Source organism: Clostridium sp. CTA-7 (genome assembly GCF_054768095.1).
Map to the genome: position 1 here is coordinate 311,328 of NZ_BAAAAV010000001.1, position 19,316 is coordinate 330,643.

A 19,316-nucleotide genomic window follows, 5' to 3' on the forward strand; every position below is an offset into this window, starting at 1 on the left:
CATGAATGATAAAAAGAGTTACCTAAAGATAATATTATTATTTATAACTACTATTATATGTGGAATATTTTCTGTATATAAAGTAGGAGTTAAGGATGGGGCTACTTTTACCTTATCATTAATTATAACAATATACATAATATTAAATGGGAAAAAAAATGTGAAGCAATCAATTTATATTTTTATTACATCTATGCCAGTATTAGTAACAGCGCGAAAACTATTATATATTGATTTCTTTTTAATGAAGTTAAATTTTGAGTCTATAATTATAATATATTTATTTGTTATTAATTATAAGACTATAACATTAAAAATAAAGAATATATTTGAAGATGGGAAAAAGGCTAAGACGTATAGTTATCTTTTAATTATATTTATAGTGGCAAGTTATATTAGTTGTATATTTTCTGATGAATTTTTCTATTCTTTTGAGCTAGTAACTACTTCAGTATTTTTACCTATTTTGTTAGGCATAATTGTAGTAACAATTTTCAATAAGAATGATTTAAAGCCTTTATTGTATTCTCTTATATTATCAATAAATTTAAGTTGTTTATATGGTGGAATGCAAATGATTGAAATAGGATCAAGTATAAGCGGAATTAAATCTGCAAGAGAACAACTAACTTTTGGATATCACAATTTAAATATTTTTGTTAATGTGGCTTTATTAGTGTTTCCATTACTATTAAATGAATTACTATATAATAAGTCTACTATTAAAGAAAAATTATTTTTAATTGGATCAATATTGTTACAAAGTGCTGCTATATTTTTAACTTTTTCAAGAGGAGCATGGCTAGCTTTAGGAATAGTTACAATATTAATTTTATTTAGTAAAAGATATAAGTATGTATTTTTAGTAATTACTTTATTAGGAATGTTAATATCGCCAGTTATGATTCCTAAAATAATGGGAAGAGGGGATAGTTCTAGTCATTTCTTGGAAAACACTTCAAATACAGCAAGATTATTATCAATTGTTACTAGTAAAGAAGTGATGAAGGATAATATTTTGGGCGTTGGTTATGGAAACTTTAACAAGTATTATAGAAATAATGTAGAGAAGGCCTATTTAACAATAGATTATGATGTGAGAAAACATATGGTCGCACCGCTTTATACAATGGAACATGCCCATAATTTTTTCTTAAATATAGGAGTAGAGTTGGGTATAGTTTCTTTGATAGCCATAATTGGGATTTTCATTCAACGTTTAAAGGCTTGCATTAAGAATTACAATTTAAATAGAGGCATCTTTGTTTCTTTAATTATATTTATATTTATAGGATTAACAACAGGTATAGAGTTAAACCATAAAGGAGTAATAACTAATACATATATTTTATGGATATTATTTTCCATGATCACTTTATCTAAATCTGTGGAAAATATTTAAAATAATATAAACTTTCATAGTTTGGATAATAAATTAATGAAAAGTAAGGATAGAGAAAATAAAAAGAAATTCTGATATGAAATAACAAACTTAAGTTTATATTAAGAAAATATTAATTGTATAAATACAGTTTATTCCATATAATACTAAGTGTACTATGTCAATTAGTGCACTTAGTATTTTTTACTCTTTAGGAAATTATATTTTTATATTTAAGGGCGACGGCTCAAAAAACTCGCATTGGCGACTTTTTTAATATAAATTAGGGGGATTTTATATGAAGAAATCTACGCTTTTAGCTTTAAGTGGGATAATTGTAGTATTTTTAGTTATAATGGCAATGGGAAATAAATCAAAGGTTTATGAAAAGCAAGAGAGATATAAGAATCCAGAGGATGCAATTGTTAACTTCATAGGTTATATTAATAGTTATGAAGTAGTGAAGGATAGAAGTATATATTATAATATAATCCCAAATGAGTTTTTAGAAAGCATATCACGAAGATATAGACTATATATAAATGAAGATAATATGAATAAGTGGATTTTAGGTGAGGTTCCTATACTTTATAGTTATGAATTAAGTGAGATAAATAAGGAAGATTTAAATTATCTTATAACAAGTTATGAATCCTCCTATGATGGTGTACCTAATTATAAAAAACCAGTAGAAACTAGATATTATAAATTAGATGCAGTAGGTTCATATAATGAAAATGTAGACAAGACTTTAGTTAAGTCTAATGGAACAGTAGATAAACTTGTATCGGATAAAGATTATGATTTATCAAAAAATAATATAGAGATTTACTTAATAGTTGTTGATGAGGGAGAAGGATATGTAGTTGATTATTATAATACAATATCTAAATAACTAGTATAAGGGAGGAATATAAGATGATAGAATTAAAGAACTACTCCTTAAACTATGGTGGTAACAAGATATTAGATAGCATAAGTTTTTCACTTGATAGAGGAAAAGTATTAGGGGTTGTAGGGCCTAGTGGAGTAGGAAAAACTTCATTAATTAGAGGAATAGTTGGAATTTATAAGGGAACAGAAGGAAGTATACTTTTTGATGGAGAGGAAGTATATGATAATCCAAAGGTAAAAAAGAAAATAGCTTTTGTGCCAGATGAACATAGTAGTTTTTATTTGATAACTTTAAAAGAAATAATTAAATATTATAAAAGTATATATCCTAACTTTGATGAAGATAGATTTTATAAAATTAACAAAGTGTTTAAGATTCCGTTAAATAAAAGATTTATGCAACTATCAAAAGGAATGAAAATGAGAGTTAATTTAATGATTGCATTTTCATTAAATTGTGAGCTTCTAGTTTTAGATGAGCCTACCTCAGGCTTAGACCCTATTTTAAAAGAAAAGGTTCTAAAAATAATAATGAATGAAGTCTATAGCAAAGAAAAGTCAGTTATAATAAGTTCACATAATTTAGGGGAGCTTGAAAGGATTTGCGATGAAATACTTATTATTAATGATGGAAAGGTTTATTATCATAATTCCTTAGAAAGTATAAAGAAGAATATAAAAAAATTACAAGTTGCCTTTGATATGCCTGTTTATGAAGAAGATTTGAATATAGAAGAAATCTTTAGTATTTCTCAAGTTGGAAGAGTATTTACTATTATAACAGAAGAATATAATGATAGCTTTAAAGAAAAGATAAATAAATTTAAACCATTATTTATAGAAGAAATCGATTTAAACTTAGAAGAGGTATTTATACATAAGCTAGAGGGGAAGTGTGATTATGAAGAAATATTTAAATGAAGGTTTATTTTATCAGGGAGATGCTAAAATAATACTTCCATTAACTATAGCTTATATAGGTGCTTTTTTGTTTAATAAGATGATTATTAGCGAGTTTTTCACTTGGACAATAAGGCAGAAACTTTATAATAATAATATGAACCAATTAATTTATCCCTTTGTAGGAATAGTTACTTTAATATTATACTTAATAGTTATTTATACAATATCAGTAGGAATATTTAAGAGAAAAAAGTGGTCTACTTTGCTAGCAGGGCCATTTTCTCGAATGGATATAAGAAAGAGAGAATTATGTATAGTTGTTATGTCTAATTTTGTTTATATACTTATTTACTTAGTTATTGTAGGACAAGGTATTATTGAAAATATGGAGATTATATCTTATATAGGTAACTTTAAAGAAATAATAATTATTGATTTAATTAGAATTATTAGCATATCAATTATAACTATTGGTGGACTAGCTTTATTAGATTCTATTTTTTCTAATATATATTATTTAATAGGATCAATGATATTTATAGGAGTATATATAATTTCACTATTAATTAATTTTCAGTTAGGCTCATTTACTTATATAGATTCAACAGATACTAGCGGGGTAAGATATGTATATAATGGTCTTACAGAATACTTGCAAGGTGTAGCTATTGGAAACAAAATTAGTAGTCTGCAAATTACTTGTATATCTTTAAGTTTTATAATAACAGGAATAATTTTAATATTAATAGCAAAAAAGTTAACTAATAAGATGTTAGTTGAACATATGAATGAAGGCATAATATTTAATTTTCCTAAAAAAGTAGTTCAATTTATGTTAGTTACATTTTTAGGAGTATTGTTTGCTCCAATTTTAAGCAATTTAATCAACGAATTTTATTTTTATTATACATTAGGTAATCTAGAGATAATTTTTATAAGAATAGGAATAATAGTAATTTCATCAATACTTTCTTATCTCTTACTAATAAAATTCAAAAAAAGAAAAAAACATAATTATTATAATATTTAGAGCTGTACTTCTTAAGTACAGCTCTTATTTATCCTATAGGAAATTATAAAATTTTTATAATTTATTTTCTTGGTGACTCTAAGTTTGAATAGTAATTTTATGGCAACTTGGAATGAAGAGACGGAGCAAATAAAATTACTATCCATACTAATCTAATTGAATTACTTCTTTAGTTTTTGGAGTAAATATAATATATCCTATTATAATTGAGATTACTGTTGGAATAACCCAACCAAAGCCTAATTCTCCTAAGGGAATAAAACTTAAATTTAATCCCGGAATTGCAAATAATAATCCAAATGCTAGTGAAGTATATACTCCAAGTCTTACAGCTTTTATATTCTTTAAAACTCTTGATAAAAGAGTAGTTGCAATTAATGTAATAGAAACTGGATATAATACATTAAGTATAGGTACAGATAAAAGAACTATTTTATCAACTCCTAATGTAGCAATACCTAAACTAATTATAGCTAGGACTATAGCATTAAATTTATATGGTAACTTTCCTTTTGATACTTTTTCAAAAAATGTTGCACCAGCGGTTAATAGCCCAATAGATGTTGTCAAGCAAGCGAGACCCATAGCAACTCCGATTATTACAGGACCAATTGAGCCTAAGATATTTTTAGATATTAAGATTAATAAGGATGTTTTACCTATGTCAGATGGAGCTAAATCAACAGTTTGTGCTCCTATGTAAGTTAATCCACCATATACAAATGCAAGTCCTATAACTGCAACAAGGCTTGATTTTAAAATCATTGATGAAAGCTGTGTTTCTTTGTATCCTTTGTCTTTTATTGACTTTGTTATTATTCCAGCGAATAAAAGAGCCGCTATTGCATCCATAGTTTGATATCCTTCTAATAATGAGGATGGAAAAACAGAAACAGCATTTGTTTCTAATATAGGACCTATAGGCATTAATGTACCTTTAACAATAATAGTTACTAACAGTACTATTAAAGCAGGTGTTAAGTATTTTCCAATTGCATCTATTATAGAAGTACTTTTTAAAACAAAAAATAAATTTATTATAAAATAAATTGTCATTGCCAAAAATGCTGATATATTAGGGAAAAATGGATTTATTGTAAGCTCAAAAGTAGTTGCAGCTGTTCTAGGAATACCAAGCATTGGTCCTATAGCTGTAAAAAGCACAGCTGTAAAAATAATAGCAAATTTTTTATTTATTTTTCCAGCAAGAGCTTCAAAAGTGCCATTGCACTTAGAACAAGCAAGGATAGCTAAAAGTGGTAATCCAACTCCTGTAAATATAAAACCTATAATTCCTAATAAAAATTCACTTCCTATTTTATTTCCTAGGAAAGCAGGAAATATAAGGTTTCCAGCTCCAAAAAACATTGAAAATAGAGCAAAACCAACAACAATGGAATCTTTCGTACTTTTCTTCATATTTTTACCTTCCTTTACTTAAAGTTATAACAAAATTTAATTTCAAAACAAATTATTATCAAAATTTATAATTTAATAATAGTTTAATAATAAAAATATATTATTATTGAATAAATGATAAATCACATAATGTTTATATTACCATGATGGAAGAAATTATTCAATAAATTATTAAATTAAAACTTAAGAGAAATAATGGTATAATGAGATTGATATTTAAGAGAAACTTAATTGTTAAATTCATAAATTTTAGGAGGAAAGCTTATGCTATTAAGTGAAATTGTTAATTTAGTAGAAAATTTAGAAATTTTTAGAGATGGAGAATTTACCTCTTTAGGCCTTGCTGTTGCAGTATGTGAAGAAAAATTACTTTCTTTTATAGAAAATGAAAATTATATAAGTGGATTAAGTGATAAAATCACATGTTTAATAACAACAAAGGAAATAGGGGAAAAGCTTAAAGATACATATGGTATAATAATTTCTAAAAATCCAAGGATGGATTACTTTAAATTACATAATAAGCTTTCTAATATTAGAGGATATAAGAGAGAGGATTTTGATACTATTATTGGAGATAGATGTGAGATAAGTAATTTATCATCTATAAGTAAGAAAAATGTGAGAATAGGGAATAATGTAAAAATAGAAGAGTTTGTTGTTATTAGAGAAAATACAGTGATAGGAGATAACTCTATTATAAGAGCAGGTGTAGTTCTAGGTGGGGAAGGATATGAGTATAAAAGAACTGATGGGATAATAATGAATGTTAAGCATTGTGGAGGAGTAATAATAGGAGACAATGTAGAAATTCAATATAATGGGTGCATAGATAAGGGCCTTTATCCATGGGATAATACAATAATAGGAAGTTATTCTAAATTAGATAATTTGGTTCATATTGAACATGGAGTTAAGGTTGGGGATAGATGCTTAATTGCATCAAGAACAACTTTTGGAGGTAGAACAATAATTGGAGATGATTCATGGGTTGGATTAGGAGCTATTATTTCAAATGGATTAATTCTTGGGAATAAAGTTAGTGTGAGCCTTGGTTCTGTAGTAACTAAAAATTTAAAAGATGGAGAAAAGGTATCTGGAAATTTTGCTATAAATCATGATAAATATATAAATTTTATAAAAGGTATTAGATAAAAATGTATTTTAATAAGGAATAAGGTGAAAATAATATTAAGCATGTATTTAAATATTATTATAGTTTATTAGAATACTAAAATAATTTAGCTTAAATAAATGTAATTTGTTTTATATAAGTAGATATGTTAAAATTATACTTGGTTATATTATGTAAAGATATATGAATGAGAGGGATAAAGATGAAAGTAAGAAAAGCCATTATACCAGCTGCTGGGCTTGGAACTAGATTTTTACCAGCTACAAAGGCACAACCAAAGGAAATGTTACCTATAGTTGATAAGCCAACAATACAATATATCATAGAAGAAGCAGTAGCATCAGGAATTGAAGAAATTCTTATAATTACAGGAAGAAATAAAAAGTGTATAGAAGATCATTTTGATAAGTCCGTAGAATTAGAAATGGAACTTGAAAAAAATCATAAAGAAGATCTTTTAGAGCTTGTAAGAGATATATCAGACATGGTTGATATCCATTACATAAGACAAAAAGAGCCTAAAGGCTTAGGGCACGCTATACTATGTGCAAAGGCTTTTGTTGGAAATGAACCTTTTGCTGTTTTATTAGGTGATGATGTTGTTGACTCAGAAGTTCCTTGTTTAAAGCAATTAATGGATTGTTACAAAGAGTATAAGACTTCTATATTAGGAGTTCAAACAGTAGCTCATGAAGATGTAAATAAATATGGAATAGTAGATGGAATTCATATAGAAGACAGAGTTTATAAAGTTAAAAAACTAGTAGAAAAACCTTCTATAGATGAGGCTCCAAGTAATGTTGCTATATTAGGAAGATATATAATAACACCACATATATTTGAAATATTAACTAATACAGCTCCAGGAAAAGGTGGAGAAATTCAGCTTACAGATGCATTACAAACATTAATAGAAAGTGAAGCAATGTATGCATATAACTTCGAAGGAAGAAGATATGATGTTGGAGATAAGCTTGGATTTTTACAAGCAACAGTTGAATATGCTTTAAAGAGGGAAGAACTTAGAGAACCATTTATTCAGTATTTAACTAGTGGAGATTGGAATAAGTAAATTTTATAAATCAATAATAGCATAAGCAAAAGACTCCATTTGGGAGTTTTTTGTTTATGCTAATTTTAATCTATCCTCTTGGTATAAACCCAATTTTCTTTTGCATTTTTCTTAAAGTTTTCATTGAAACATAATTTGCTTTTTCAGCACCTAATTTATAGATATCCTCTAATGCTTTTTTATCCTTAAGGATTTCTTCAACCTTATTTTGAATTGGTTCTAATTCTCCAACTATAGCGTCAGCGACATCTTTCTTTAAATCAGCATAACCTTTATCCTTATAGTATTCTACAAGTTTTTCTGGTGTTGATCCTTTAATTGCAACTAATAAATCAAGTAAATTCTTAACACCTGGTTGTTCATCAGAGTAGTTTATAATTCCTAGGCTATCAGTAACAGCTCTAGAAACTTTTTTTCTGATAACTTCAGGTGGATCCATAATTAAAATATATGAATTAGGATTATCATCTGATTTAGACATCTTTTTACTTGGATCTTGTAGGCTCATTATCTTAGCTCCTACCCTTGGAATGTAAGGATCAGGTATTTTAAATGTTGGGCTATAAGTATTGTTAAATCTATTAGCAATATCTCGTGCAATTTCTAGATGTTGCTTTTGATCTTGCCCAACTGGTACTAAGTCTGTATTATATAAAAGGATATCTGCAGCCATTAATACTGGATAAGTAAATAATCCAGCTCCTATTGAATCTCCATATCTTTGAGATTTATCTTTGTATTGAGTCATTCTGCTAAGTTCACCCATATAAGTATTGCAGGTCAATAACCATGCACATTCACTATGAGCAGGAACATGGGATTGAATAAATAGAGTATTTTTTTCAGGTACTATACCTGCTGCTATATATATTGCAAGAACTTCAAGAGTTCTTTGTCTTAAATCCTTTGGTTCTTGTTTAACAGTTATTGCATGTAAGTCGACTACACAAAAATAACAATCAAACTCATCTTGAAGAGAAACCCAGTTTTTTATTGCTCCTAAATAATTTCCTAATGTTAATTGACCAGAGGGTTGAATTCCACTAAAAATAACCTTCTTTTTTTCCGTATTACTTTCCAAATAAAGCACTCCTTTCATTTGTGCATACTAACATTTATAACCATAACTATATTCTTAATTATAGATTTGGAAAATTATGATGTCAATAAGGATGGATTAATATTAAAGTTATTAATACTATAGGTAGCAATATTGATGTAATATGAAAGTGGTAATGAATTAATTTGAGGTTTTATAAAGAGGAAAAAATTTAGATAAGAAGCATGTTTAAAGATTAATTTAAATTATGATAAATATTAAAATTTATATAAAAAGATTTTTAAGAGAGGGAGAAATTAAAAATCTTCACAATGCCAATACATTAATCAAGAATTTAATTTAGATGTTATTTATTAATAATATCTAAGCTTTTACATAAAAAATGTCAATAAATAATACTAACATAGATAAAAGTAGTATTATATTAATTGACCAAACTGAAAATTTAAATATTAAAGCAATTAACGTGAATAAAACAAATATATTAAAAAATATTTTTAGAAATTTCATTAAGTAAGTCCTCCTATAATGTAATGATAGGTCTAGATACTTAGTTTATGCAAGTTTCCAAAAAAAATACATAAAATAAAGACTAACCTTTAATGGTTAGTCTTTAGAAATAGAATTATCTTCTATTGTTTTGTGCTTTTCTAGCTCTTCTACAATCAGGACATCTTACTGGCTCGTTATCAAATCCTTTTTCCTTGTAGAATTCTTGCTCTCCAACTGTGAAAACAAATTCCTTTCCACAATCTTTACAAATTATTTTCTTATCTTCCATTTTAAAATCCTCCTTAAAATTCATAGGGATAAACTTGATAAATCTTCTTCCTTAAGGTGTACTATGAACTTTAAGGGATAGAGAATGTATCGAGATTTTTCCTAATCATTTAAATTTTCAAAATAATTATACCATAAAGCATAATTATTTCAATAAGATATAATAAAAATATTTATAAATTATTTAGAATTTTTTGAAAACTTCTCCATAGACTTAAATTTAAAGTAATAAGAAGAAAATACTATAAGAGGTATTAAAATAAAACTAAATAAATTAAGTATTTGTAAATACTTTAAAGCATCATAAAGTATATAATTATTCATTCCTAAAAAATTAGAAAAAACAAATATTAGAAATGTATATATGCCTATAAAAATACGCTTATTTTTCATATATTTCCCACAGATTAATAGAATGCTATAAGTTGATAAAACATATTTTACAAAAAATCCTATTACTGTTTGAACTATAAAAAATAGTTCTCCAAATTCTAAAAAACCAGCAACTTCAATTCTCTGACCTAATATAAATTCTGGATAAAAGATATTTGCAGCCCTTAATGGACCAAAGGCTGTTATTACTCCTATCATTGATATAACTACAAAGGCAGAGGTAATAATTCCAGCGTAAAAAGTATGTCTTCTTATATTTTCATATTTTTCTATGTACTTTAAAAATGGTAGGGCTATCATAAAGGAAGAAAATCCCCCAAGTACAAGAAAGCTTGAAATTATAAATTCCATAGAAATTCCGTTTCCAATTACAGGGAGTAAATTATTTATATCCTTATAGCTTTGAGATAAGATAAAAAATATTATTCCATTTACTATAAGTATAAATACGCTAACTAAGACAAAGATTAAGATAGTTTTTAGCTTTTTATTAAAAATAAAAAGAGATGGAAGAAGGAAAAAAATTAATGCATACCAAACAGGAGTTTCAAGAAAAAGTGTGGAATGTAATACATTTGCTTCTACGGCACCTGCTTCAATTGCATTTATAAATAAAGTTAATAAAAATATAAGCATTAAAATTATACCTATCCATTTAGGCATGGAACGATAAAATATATCGTTTATATCGTAGGTTTTTGTTGTTTTACAAACACTAATTATATACATTAAGAAAACTATAAATGCTATAGATGCTATTAATGATGCAAGCCAAGTATCTCTTCCCCCTATGTCAACAAATATAGATGGATATGTTTTAACAGATATAAGGGCTACTCCAATTATAAATAATATAAAATGTTTACTAGAAATTTTATTCATCTTTATCACCTTTCTGAATATTTAATACTTAACAATTAAGATTTTCACTAATGCATTGATTTTGTGCATTATTTAGTATTAGCAAAAAAATGAATATTAAACAGTTTTTCAACAAATAATACAATCAGGTGATGTATATGAATAATTTAGAATATGTAAAAGAGAAATTAAAGAACTCTTTTGATGTTAAGTATAGACCAATCCAAACAGTAATAGGAAAGGCTACAGTAGTATTTATTGATGATTTATGTAATGTGGCTATGATAAGCGAATATGTAGTTTTACCATTAAGGAGATTTGGAGAAATGACTCCTAATAGTAGAAGTATTAATTCTCCTAAAGAAGTAATAGAAAATGCATTAGACATAAATGCAACAGATATTGCTAAAGATATAGACGATGCAATAATGCATGTGTTATCAGGAGATCCTATATTAATATTTGATAACTTTCAAGAGATAATTTATGTAGAAACAAAAGGCTTTCCAGTAAGAAGTGTTGGAACCCCACAGACAGAATCGGTTTTGAAGGGACCAAGAGAGGGTTTTAATGAGTTAATGGTAACTAATATTGCATTAATAAGAAGAAGAGTTAAGAATCCTAATTTAAAGTTTGAGGCAGTAGTAGTAGGAGAACAATCTAAAACATCAGTAGCTGTATGTTATATAGATGGAGTTGCTCCAAGCGAATTAGTAGAGAATATAAAGGAAAAAGTAAATAATTTAGATTTAAGATTTATATTAGATACTAATTATGTAGAAGATGCCCTTAAAAACCAAAAAAGCTTTTTTGATACAGTTGGTTATACAGAAAAACCAGATGAAGTTAGTGCAAAATTATTAGAAGGAAGAGTTGGAGTAATTGTTGATGGAACACCATTTGTAATTACGGCGCCATACTTCTTTTTAGAAAATTTTCAAATGCCAGATGATTACTATTTAAATAAATATTATACAAATTTTAATCGTATATTACGATGGTTCGCATTTTTTATAGCTACATTAGTACCAGGACTTTATGTTGCCGTAATAACATACCACTTTGCTATGATACCTTCATTATTTATGTTTAGGCTTGCAGTATCTAGAGCGGGGGTTCCATTTCCTACATTTATTGAGGTAATGTTAATGATGCTTGCCTTTCAATTTATAAAAGAAGCAGGCTTAAGGTTACCACAGCCGATAGGTGGAGCAATGAGCATAGTTTCAGCATTAATTTTAGGAGATGCTGCAGTAGGTGCTGGTATTGCATCAAGAATAACAATAATAGTAGTAGCATTAAGTACTTTATCATATTTCTTAATTCCAAAGCTTTATGGAGCAGTATCCTTTTGGGCATTGATATTAGTTGTATTTTCAGCTGCATTTGGAATACCAGGATTTTTATGTGGAGCTTTATTACTATTAATACAATTAGCAGAATTAGATTCAGTTGGATATCAATTTTTATTTCCAGTTGGAAGCATAAACGAATATAGATTTAAAGACGTAGTTTTAAGAGGTGGTCTTGGAAAAATATCAAAGAATATAATAAAAAAGGGGAATTAAAAATGAAAATTAAAATATTAAGTAAGATTTTAACTATATTTTTTATTCCTTTATTTTTAGTTGGATGTTTTAATTATAGAGATATAAATAAGGTAAGCTTTGCAACAAGTGTTATTTTTGATACAGATGAGTTCGATAGAGCCATAGTTTATGTAGACGGTGTAAAGCCTTATAGAAGTACTAATGAAAGTTCAGATAAAGGAAAAAGAGTAATATATAAGGGCGTAGGGAAAACGGCTTTAGAAGCATTAAGAGATGTAAATTTAGCTTCTAGTTACGAGTTAAATTATTCTCAAAATAGAGCTTACATATTTACAGAAAAAGCAGCTAGAAAAGGAATTAAAAAATATGTAGACTTAATAAATAACAATCAAGAATTTCAAATTAAACCAGATATATTTGTATATTTTGGTGAAGTTGATGATTTATTAAAAGTTACTTCAAGTGATGAAGAATATTTGGGGTTATATTTAGAAGAATTAGTTCATAAGAATAAAAGAAACCCAAGAGCAATGAGAGCAAATATAAATGATTACTTAAGTAATTCAATAACAGCTAGCGATACATATATAGTAGGAGTAATTGAAATAAGAGATGATGCATTAGACAAAAAAATAGAAATAGGTGGAGGAGCTATAATAAAGGATAATACTTTAGTTGAAAGAATAGATGCAAAAGATGCTATGAGCTATAATTTACTAATGAATAAGATTAAAAGAGGAACCCTTGAAATGTCAAATCCACAATCCAAAAGAGGTTTTATAACTCTTGATGTATTAGATAGTAATACAGAAAGTAAACTGAGATTAGATGGAGATAATATAAAGTTAGTTAAAAATTTAGAAGTAAAAGTATCAATTGCAGAAACTCAAGATAGATTTATTGTTGATAATGAATTGTTGAAATATATAAAAGAGGTTAAATCAAAGGAAATAGAAAATTATCTTGAAGATATATTTAATGAGTATAAAGAAAAAGATTTAGATGTTTTTGAGGTCGAAAGACTTTTGGATATATACTATCCTAAAGCAGCAGTCTCTGATCCTATTTCGAAAACAGATTTAGAAGTTAATGTTAACTTAATAATTGAGGGAAGCAGCTTAATTAAAGATAGTCTATAACAATAGTTTAGCTAAAAAATTTTCAGTAAGAAAAAGCTATTGATATTAAAAGGAAAATAAAGTAATATTAATCTATAGATTGTCTGGATTCGATTCATACTATGTAAGATGAAATAGGGAGGGAGTATGGACGATTATAAAGTTAAGTATCATCAACTTAAGTCAGAGTACGAAAGCTATCAGAAAATCACAGAAGAAAAAATACAAGAATTAAGTTGTGTTAATGTTCAATATGAAAAAAATCTTGATATGCTTTCTAATGTAATATTAATTAGCAATTATATAAATTCAAATTTAAGTAATAAGAATATAATACAAATGATAAATGATATGATAATAGGAATTATAGGAGTAACACAATCTACTATATACTTGTTAGAAGATTTTAAATTTGTAATAAAGGCTACTAATGGAACCAAGGAAAGTATAGGACTTACAGAAGAGTGTAAGAGGAACATAGGTAAGAATAAAACATTTATAGTAAATTCAAAAGAACCGATTGTAAAAGATGAATTAAATGGTATATTTATTCACTCAAGAATGGGAGTACCAATTAAGGTTGGAGAAAAATTCATAGGATATATAATTGTTGATCATACACATTATAATTATTTAACTGAGTTTCATGAAATATTTTTAAGTTCTATAGCTAGTCAAATTGCAATTGCTTTAGAAAATTCTATTTTATATAAAAAAATAGAAAAGGCAGCGAAGTTTGATGCACTAATTGGAATTTATAATAGAAAGACATTTTATGAAATTATAGAAGAAAGATTGGATAATGGAAGAGTAGATAAGTATGCTATAGTTATGATTGACTTAGATAATTTTAAGAGGGTTAATGACACATTAGGGCATCAATTTGGTGATAAGGTTTTAATAGAAACTGCAAACATAATAAGAGATAGGTTATATCAACAAGATATAATTGCAAGGTATGGTGGAGAAGAAATAATATTATATATAGATTGTATGAATGACACCAAAGGAGTGTACGAAAGAATAGATAAAATTAGAGAAGCAGTGTCTAGAAACTTTGTTTTAAAAGAAGGAATTGTTAGAAATGTTACTGCAAGCTTTGGAGTAGGTTTTTATCCTTATGATGGAGAAACTTTAGAAGAAGTTATAAATTGCGCAGATAAGTATCTTTATAAAGCAAAACACGCAGGTAAAAATAAAGTAATGAGTTCGCACTTTTTTAGGTAAAAAGATAGAGATTAAAAGGAATTCTCTATCTTTTTATTTTTTTAAATATAATATTGTAAATAATTTCAACAAGATAGAATATATATATATTAAGAGAATAAAAAATTTTATATAGAAGGAGTGGATTCCAATGATTCAAGTTTTTTGCGCAAGTAGGGGGTCAGGTAAAACTAAAAGATTAATAGAACTTGCAAATGAACGTTTAAGCCAGGCAAAAGGGGATTCAGTTTACATTGATAATGATACAAGATACATGATGCAGCTTAGAAGAAAGATAAGGTTTATAAATACTAATGAATTAGGCGTAATAGATTGTGATAGCTTTTATGGATTACTTTGTGGAGTTATATCTCAAAATTATGATGTTGAAAATATATATATAGATGCTTTATCTAATATAGTAGAGTGTAGTAATTTAGAATCAACAAACCTGTTTATAAAATTAAAGGAATTCTCTCAAAAATTTAATCTAAATTTATTTATAAATTTAAATTGTGATTGCAAAGAAGATTTACCAGACTTTATAAAGAAATATGCAGCATAAATGTCAAAGGTTAAAAAGTGGATAGTTTTTACTATTCACTTTCCTTACCTTCAGTTTGTAAGTGTACATATGTAAGTTTACGTTGACTTGGAGCGGAGCGACGGAAAAAGTAAACTTATATATGTTCACTTTTTTAAGCTTTAATCAGTTGATAATATTTAAATTAAAAGATATACTATAATAAGTAATAAAAGTAGGAGGTTACGTAGAATGGCTAATGTTTTAGATGAGTTATTAGATCGTGGATACATAAAGCAATTTACTCATGAAGATGAAACTAGAGAATTGCTAGAAAAGGAGAAAATAACTTTTTATATAGGCTTTGATCCAACAGCTGATAGTTTACATGTTGGACATTTCATTGCATTAATGTTTATGGCTCATATGCAAAGGGCAGGACATAGACCAATAGCACTTCTTGGTGGGGGAACTGCAATGGTAGGAGACCCTTCAGGAAAAACTGATATGAGATCTATGCTTACAAAAGAACAAATTCAACATAATGTTGATTCAATAAAGAAGCAAATGGGAAGATTTATAGATTTTTCTGATGATAAAGCTATATTAGTAAATAATGCAGATTGGTTATTAAACTTAAATTATGTAGATTTCTTAAGAGAGGTTGGAGTTCACTTTTCTGTAAATAGAATGCTTTCTGCTGAGTGTTTTAAGCAAAGATTAGAAAAAGGTCTTTCCTTCTTAGAGTTTAATTATATGTTAATGCAAGGATATGATTTCTACGTATTAAATCAAAAGTATAATTGTAAGATGCAATTAGGTGGAGACGACCAATGGTCAAACATGATTGCAGGTGTTGAATTAGTTAGAAGAAAGGCACAAGGTCAATCTATGGCAATGACTTGCACTTTATTAACTAATAGCCAAGGTCAAAAGATGGGAAAAACTGTTGGAGGAGCTTTATGGCTTGATCCAAATAAAGTTTCACCATTTGATTTCTATCAATACTGGAGAAATGTTGATGATGCTGATGTAGAAAAATGTTTATCATTATTAACATTTGTTCCTATGGATGAAGTAAGAGAAATATGTTCAGTAGAAGGTTCAGCTATAAATGAAGCTAAAAAGCGTCTTGCATTTGAAGTTACAAAGTTAGTTCATGGTGAAGAAGAAGCTAATAAAGCTAGAACAGCTGCTGAAGCTTTATTTTCAGGTGGAGTAGATATGAGTAATGTTCCAACTGTAACTATAAGTAAAGAAAAGTTAGGTTCAACTATCTTAGATATAATGGCTGAAAACAAAATAGTTCCATCTAAAGCTGAAGGAAGAAGACTAATTCAACAAGGTGGATTATCATTAAATGGAGAAAAGGTTACTGAAGTTACTAGAACTTTAGAAGAATCAGATTTAGAAGATGGTTCAGCTTTAATTAAAAGAGGAAAGAAAAATTATAATAAAATAGTAGTTGAATAAGTAAATTATAAAAATAAGGCTATTAATATAAAATACTGAAAATCTAGCAATATTATTTCTAGATAGAGTATTAATTATTAATAGCCTTTTAGATTAAATAAAATAAGTACGTCTGAATTTATTTTTTATTTTATAGTTAATAAGTGATTAATTAAATATAACAATTAAAGGTAAATAATATATTTAATAATATTTTGTTTAAAAAGCACTTTATTGAAAAATTCTACTTAATTTATAGTAATTAAGGGAAGCTTTATAGTTGTAATTATTTCATTACCATTATCTAAGAAAATTGTACCGTTATGATCTTGTATTATTTCCTTACATAAATAAAGTCCTAGACCAGTACTATATAAATCATCCGAAGTAGTTGACTTTACAAATGGTTCAAATATATGTTCATATATTTCATTTGGAATTGGATGAGATTCGTTAACTATATCAACTATATAGAAATCATCAATTATATATGAATTAATTATTATAGTTGAGTTTTCTAGGGAGTATTTTATTGCATTATCTAATAAATTTATTAATACCTCTTTTATTTTATTTTGTTTAATTGATATAAAAGAATCCTCTAATATAAATGAAATTATTAAATTATACTTTTCAGCTTTAATATTCATATCTAAGCATACTTGCTTAATTAAAGAGCATATATCAACTTCTACGAAATTTTCATTTATAGAAGATAATCCCTTTGAAATATTTATTATTTCAAGGACTAATTTATTTAATCTTTGACTTTCTGAATGTATTTGATTAATTGCACGAGATTTAAATTCTTCATCATCCACTATATTTTCTATTATCATTTCAGAATAGCCAATAATGGAGGTAAGAGGTGTTTTTAACTCGTGAGTAACAGTATCAAAAAATATTTTCCTACTTAAGGCTAGTTTTTCAACCTTTTCTTTTTCCTGCTCAATATCTAAAATTTGTTCTTGGATTTTAGATTTCATATTTATAAATTCTTTAGATAATATGGAAATTTCATCATTTCCTGAATAATCTATAGAAACATTATAGTCACCTTCTCCAACTTTTTTAGAAGCTAAAGTTAAATAAGTAATTGGTTGTACTATCTTATTTGTTAAGAAATATGAAATTGAGAAGATAAATAAGATTAACACTATTTCAATTAAAGTTAATATATTTGTTGCTTTAGTATAATCCGAATAAAGATAGGTATAGTCTTTATTTAAATTTATTATACCTATGTAGGATTCATTAATTATTATTGGATAAGAAAGCTTTCCTGTAAGGGTTTTATTATTATATTTTATATCAACAATAGTTTTACCAGATTTAACTTGAGGAAGATTTTCAGTAAATTCAGGATTAGCTTTTTCTAAATTAGAAGCAAGTACATTACCATCTATATCACATATTTGAAGCTTACTATCATAGTTTAAAGAGATATATTCCATTAAATATTTACTTTCTTGAGATAAAGCTTTATCTTTATAAAGATAATTTCTTACAGATAATGTGTATTTAACAGATTCACGGGTACTCTTCATTATTTCTTTTAATGAAGAAGTAACTGTATTTTCCATATTATCTTTTAATATTTTTCTAACAGATATATTTAATGAAATACCAAGTAAGACAATTGTAAGAGTAATAATTAAAGTAAATTTATATTTAATTTTCATGTTTACCTCATCATATATCCAATACCAAATACTGTTTCAATTATTGATGGTTGTCCAACTATATCAAGTTTACTTCTAATTCTTCTTATATGAATATCGACAGTTCTTATATCACCATCATAAGAAAACTCCCAAATATTATCTATAAGTTGCTCTCTAGAAAAAACTTTATTTCTGTTTTGAACAAAAAATTCAAGGAGTTCATATTCTTTAGGTTTAAGTTGGATAACTTCATCATTTTTTAAAACAGTTCTGTTATTAAAATTAATTTTTATATTTGAATTTATATTAATAAAATTTTTATTATTTTTTGAAGAGGACTTTTCAATACGCCTAAATACAACCTTTATTCTACTTATGACTTCTTTTATATGGAATGGCTTAGTAATGTAGTCATCAGCTCCAAGTTCAAGGCCAAGAACTTTATCAAATACATCACATTTGGCAGTAAGAATTATAATAGGTATAGTATATTTAGCATTTATATCTTTACATAAGTCAAAACCACTTCCATCTGGCAAGTTTAAATCTAATAAAATTAAGTCAGGTAAGTTTGTACTTAAAAAATCATTAGCTTCTTTTAAAGAAAAGACACTATGAGGTAAATAACCTTCAGACTTTAAAGTATGAAATAATATATCATTTATAGATTTATCATCTTCGATAATAAGTATTTGAGTATTCATTATATATTCTCCTTAATATGGATATTATAATATAATTATATTAAATATTTAGTAAATAATAAATAGAGCCATAAAAACTATTGATAATAAATGTAATACTAAAGAAATAAAAAAAGTGGACATATATAAATTTGCTTATTCCGTCACTTTGCTCTAAGTCAATGATAACTT

General features: G+C 26.6%; 18 protein-coding genes. 11 read left to right on the forward strand and 7 right to left on the reverse strand.

The window, feature by feature from the left end; all coding sequences use genetic code 11:
- The first annotated feature begins 1 nt into the window (after nt 1).
- The 4 genes from ACYUEX_RS01280 to ACYUEX_RS01295 all read left to right on the forward strand — a co-directional run bounded on the left by ACYUEX_RS01280 (nt 2) and on the right by ACYUEX_RS01295 (nt 4,208).
- Complete coding sequence (locus ACYUEX_RS01280) at nt 2–1,402, forward strand: O-antigen ligase family protein (RefSeq protein WP_460286218.1); 1,401 nt, start codon at nt 2–4, stop codon at nt 1,400–1,402.
- Nucleotides 1,403–1,679: 277 nt separating this feature from the next.
- Nucleotides 1,680–2,276, forward strand: a complete 597-nt coding sequence (locus tag ACYUEX_RS01285) for a hypothetical protein (protein ID WP_460286219.1) — start codon at nt 1,680–1,682, stop codon at nt 2,274–2,276.
- Nucleotides 2,277–2,299: 23 nt separating this feature from the next.
- Nucleotides 2,300–3,196, forward strand: coding sequence for an ABC transporter ATP-binding protein (locus ACYUEX_RS01290; RefSeq protein WP_460286220.1), 897 nt, complete (start codon nt 2,300–2,302; stop codon nt 3,194–3,196).
- A complete protein-coding gene (locus ACYUEX_RS01295; RefSeq protein WP_460286221.1) occupies nt 3,177–4,208 on the forward strand; it encodes a hypothetical protein in 1,032 nt (343 codons plus the stop codon). Before ACYUEX_RS01290 ends, ACYUEX_RS01295 begins: the two co-directional genes overlap by 20 nt.
- Nucleotides 4,209–4,355: 147 nt before the next feature.
- Here ACYUEX_RS01295 and brnQ read toward each other — a convergent pair whose 3' ends face one another.
- Nucleotides 4,356–5,627 (reverse strand): branched-chain amino acid transport system II carrier protein, encoded by a 1,272-nt coding sequence (gene brnQ / locus ACYUEX_RS01300; protein ID WP_460286222.1) that lies wholly within the window; start codon nt 5,625–5,627, stop codon nt 4,356–4,358.
- A gap of 264 nt (nt 5,628–5,891) precedes the next feature.
- Here brnQ and ACYUEX_RS01305 point away from each other — a divergent pair, with 264 nt between their 5' ends.
- Nucleotides 5,892–6,782, forward strand: a complete 891-nt coding sequence (locus ACYUEX_RS01305) for a UDP-3-O-(3-hydroxymyristoyl)glucosamine N-acyltransferase (protein WP_460286223.1) — start codon at nt 5,892–5,894, stop codon at nt 6,780–6,782.
- Nucleotides 6,783–6,964: 182 nt separating this feature from the next.
- Nucleotides 6,965–7,834, forward strand: a complete 870-nt coding sequence (galU, locus tag ACYUEX_RS01310; RefSeq protein ID WP_460286224.1) for a UTP--glucose-1-phosphate uridylyltransferase GalU — start codon at nt 6,965–6,967, stop codon at nt 7,832–7,834.
- Between the two features lie 70 nt (nt 7,835–7,904).
- Here the strand turns inward: galU and trpS are convergent, their stop codons facing one another.
- The 4 genes from trpS to ACYUEX_RS01330 all read right to left on the reverse strand — a co-directional run bounded on the left by trpS (nt 7,905) and on the right by ACYUEX_RS01330 (nt 10,949).
- Nucleotides 7,905–8,915, reverse strand: coding sequence for a tryptophan--tRNA ligase (gene trpS, locus ACYUEX_RS01315; RefSeq protein ID WP_460286225.1), 1,011 nt, complete (start codon nt 8,913–8,915; stop codon nt 7,905–7,907).
- Nucleotides 8,916–9,257: 342 nt separating this feature from the next.
- Nucleotides 9,258–9,404 (reverse strand): hypothetical protein, encoded by a 147-nt coding sequence (locus ACYUEX_RS01320; RefSeq protein ID WP_411169892.1) that lies wholly within the window; start codon nt 9,402–9,404, stop codon nt 9,258–9,260.
- Nucleotides 9,405–9,519: 115 nt separating this feature from the next.
- Complete coding sequence (locus ACYUEX_RS01325; RefSeq protein ID WP_016207738.1) at nt 9,520–9,675, reverse strand: zinc-ribbon domain-containing protein; 156 nt, start codon at nt 9,673–9,675, stop codon at nt 9,520–9,522.
- 179 nt (nt 9,676–9,854) lie between these two features.
- Nucleotides 9,855–10,949: a GerAB/ArcD/ProY family transporter gene (locus ACYUEX_RS01330; protein WP_411169894.1), complete on the reverse strand. Its 1,095-nt coding sequence runs from the start codon at nt 10,947–10,949 to the stop codon at nt 9,855–9,857.
- Nucleotides 10,950–11,086: 137 nt separating this feature from the next.
- Between ACYUEX_RS01330 and ACYUEX_RS01335 the strand changes: the two genes are divergently transcribed.
- From ACYUEX_RS01335 to tyrS, 5 genes are all read left to right on the forward strand, one after another.
- On the forward strand, nt 11,087–12,496 hold the full coding sequence (locus tag ACYUEX_RS01335) for a spore germination protein (protein ID WP_460286226.1): 1,410 nt from the start codon (nt 11,087–11,089) through the stop codon (nt 12,494–12,496).
- A 2-nt stretch (nt 12,497–12,498) separates the two neighbouring features.
- Nucleotides 12,499–13,617, forward strand: a complete 1,119-nt coding sequence (locus tag ACYUEX_RS01340) for a Ger(x)C family spore germination protein (RefSeq protein WP_460286227.1) — start codon at nt 12,499–12,501, stop codon at nt 13,615–13,617.
- Nucleotides 13,618–13,743: 126 nt separating this feature from the next.
- The gene (locus ACYUEX_RS01345) at nt 13,744–14,823 is read left to right on the forward strand and encodes a sensor domain-containing diguanylate cyclase (protein WP_460286228.1); all 1,080 of its coding nucleotides are present in this window, start codon (nt 13,744–13,746) and stop codon (nt 14,821–14,823) included.
- Nucleotides 14,824–14,953: 130 nt separating this feature from the next.
- Nucleotides 14,954–15,367 (forward strand): hypothetical protein, encoded by a 414-nt coding sequence (locus tag ACYUEX_RS01350; protein WP_411169898.1) that lies wholly within the window; start codon nt 14,954–14,956, stop codon nt 15,365–15,367.
- Nucleotides 15,368–15,577: 210 nt separating this feature from the next.
- On the forward strand, nt 15,578–16,798 hold the full coding sequence (gene tyrS / locus ACYUEX_RS01355) for a tyrosine--tRNA ligase (RefSeq protein ID WP_460286229.1): 1,221 nt from the start codon (nt 15,578–15,580) through the stop codon (nt 16,796–16,798).
- 227 nt (nt 16,799–17,025) lie between these two features.
- On the opposite strand, the gene ACYUEX_RS01360 is transcribed toward tyrS, so the two are convergent.
- Both ACYUEX_RS01360 and ACYUEX_RS01365 read right to left on the reverse strand, forming a co-directional pair.
- The gene (locus ACYUEX_RS01360) at nt 17,026–18,459 is read right to left on the reverse strand and encodes a HAMP domain-containing sensor histidine kinase (protein ID WP_460286230.1); all 1,434 of its coding nucleotides are present in this window, start codon (nt 18,457–18,459) and stop codon (nt 17,026–17,028) included.
- A gap of 2 nt (nt 18,460–18,461) precedes the next feature.
- On the reverse strand, nt 18,462–19,145 hold the full coding sequence (locus tag ACYUEX_RS01365; RefSeq protein WP_460286231.1) for a response regulator transcription factor: 684 nt from the start codon (nt 19,143–19,145) through the stop codon (nt 18,462–18,464).
- Nucleotides 19,146–19,316: the final 171 nt, after the last annotated feature.

Excerpts from the sequence above, each read along its gene's own strand:
- ACYUEX_RS01280 (WP_460286218.1), top strand. The coding sequence starts at position 2 with ATGAATGATAAAAAGAGTTACCTAAAGATAATATTATTATTTATAACT.
- ACYUEX_RS01285 (WP_460286219.1), top strand. The coding sequence starts at position 1,680 with ATGAAGAAATCTACGCTTTTAGCTTTAAGTGGGATAATTGTAGTATTT.
- ACYUEX_RS01290 (WP_460286220.1), top strand. The coding sequence starts at position 2,300 with ATGATAGAATTAAAGAACTACTCCTTAAACTATGGTGGTAACAAGATA.
- ACYUEX_RS01295 (WP_460286221.1), top strand. The coding sequence starts at position 3,177 with ATGAAGAAATATTTAAATGAAGGTTTATTTTATCAGGGAGATGCTAAA.
- brnQ (WP_460286222.1), bottom strand. The coding sequence starts at position 5,627 with ATGAAGAAAAGTACGAAAGATTCCATTGTTGTTGGTTTTGCTCTATTT.
- ACYUEX_RS01305 (WP_460286223.1), top strand. The coding sequence starts at position 5,892 with ATGCTATTAAGTGAAATTGTTAATTTAGTAGAAAATTTAGAAATTTTT.
- galU (WP_460286224.1), top strand. The coding sequence starts at position 6,965 with ATGAAAGTAAGAAAAGCCATTATACCAGCTGCTGGGCTTGGAACTAGA.
- ACYUEX_RS01320 (WP_411169892.1), bottom strand. The coding sequence starts at position 9,404 with ATGAAATTTCTAAAAATATTTTTTAATATATTTGTTTTATTCACGTTA.
- ACYUEX_RS01325 (WP_016207738.1), bottom strand. The coding sequence starts at position 9,675 with ATGGAAGATAAGAAAATAATTTGTAAAGATTGTGGAAAGGAATTTGTT.
- ACYUEX_RS01330 (WP_411169894.1), bottom strand. The coding sequence starts at position 10,949 with ATGAATAAAATTTCTAGTAAACATTTTATATTATTTATAATTGGAGTA.
- ACYUEX_RS01335 (WP_460286226.1), top strand. The coding sequence starts at position 11,087 with ATGAATAATTTAGAATATGTAAAAGAGAAATTAAAGAACTCTTTTGAT.
- ACYUEX_RS01340 (WP_460286227.1), top strand. The coding sequence starts at position 12,499 with ATGAAAATTAAAATATTAAGTAAGATTTTAACTATATTTTTTATTCCT.
- ACYUEX_RS01345 (WP_460286228.1), top strand. The coding sequence starts at position 13,744 with ATGGACGATTATAAAGTTAAGTATCATCAACTTAAGTCAGAGTACGAA.
- ACYUEX_RS01350 (WP_411169898.1), top strand. The coding sequence starts at position 14,954 with ATGATTCAAGTTTTTTGCGCAAGTAGGGGGTCAGGTAAAACTAAAAGA.
- tyrS (WP_460286229.1), top strand. The coding sequence starts at position 15,578 with ATGGCTAATGTTTTAGATGAGTTATTAGATCGTGGATACATAAAGCAA.
- ACYUEX_RS01360 (WP_460286230.1), bottom strand. The coding sequence starts at position 18,459 with ATGAAAATTAAATATAAATTTACTTTAATTATTACTCTTACAATTGTC.
- ACYUEX_RS01365 (WP_460286231.1), bottom strand. The coding sequence starts at position 19,145 with ATGAATACTCAAATACTTATTATCGAAGATGATAAATCTATAAATGAT.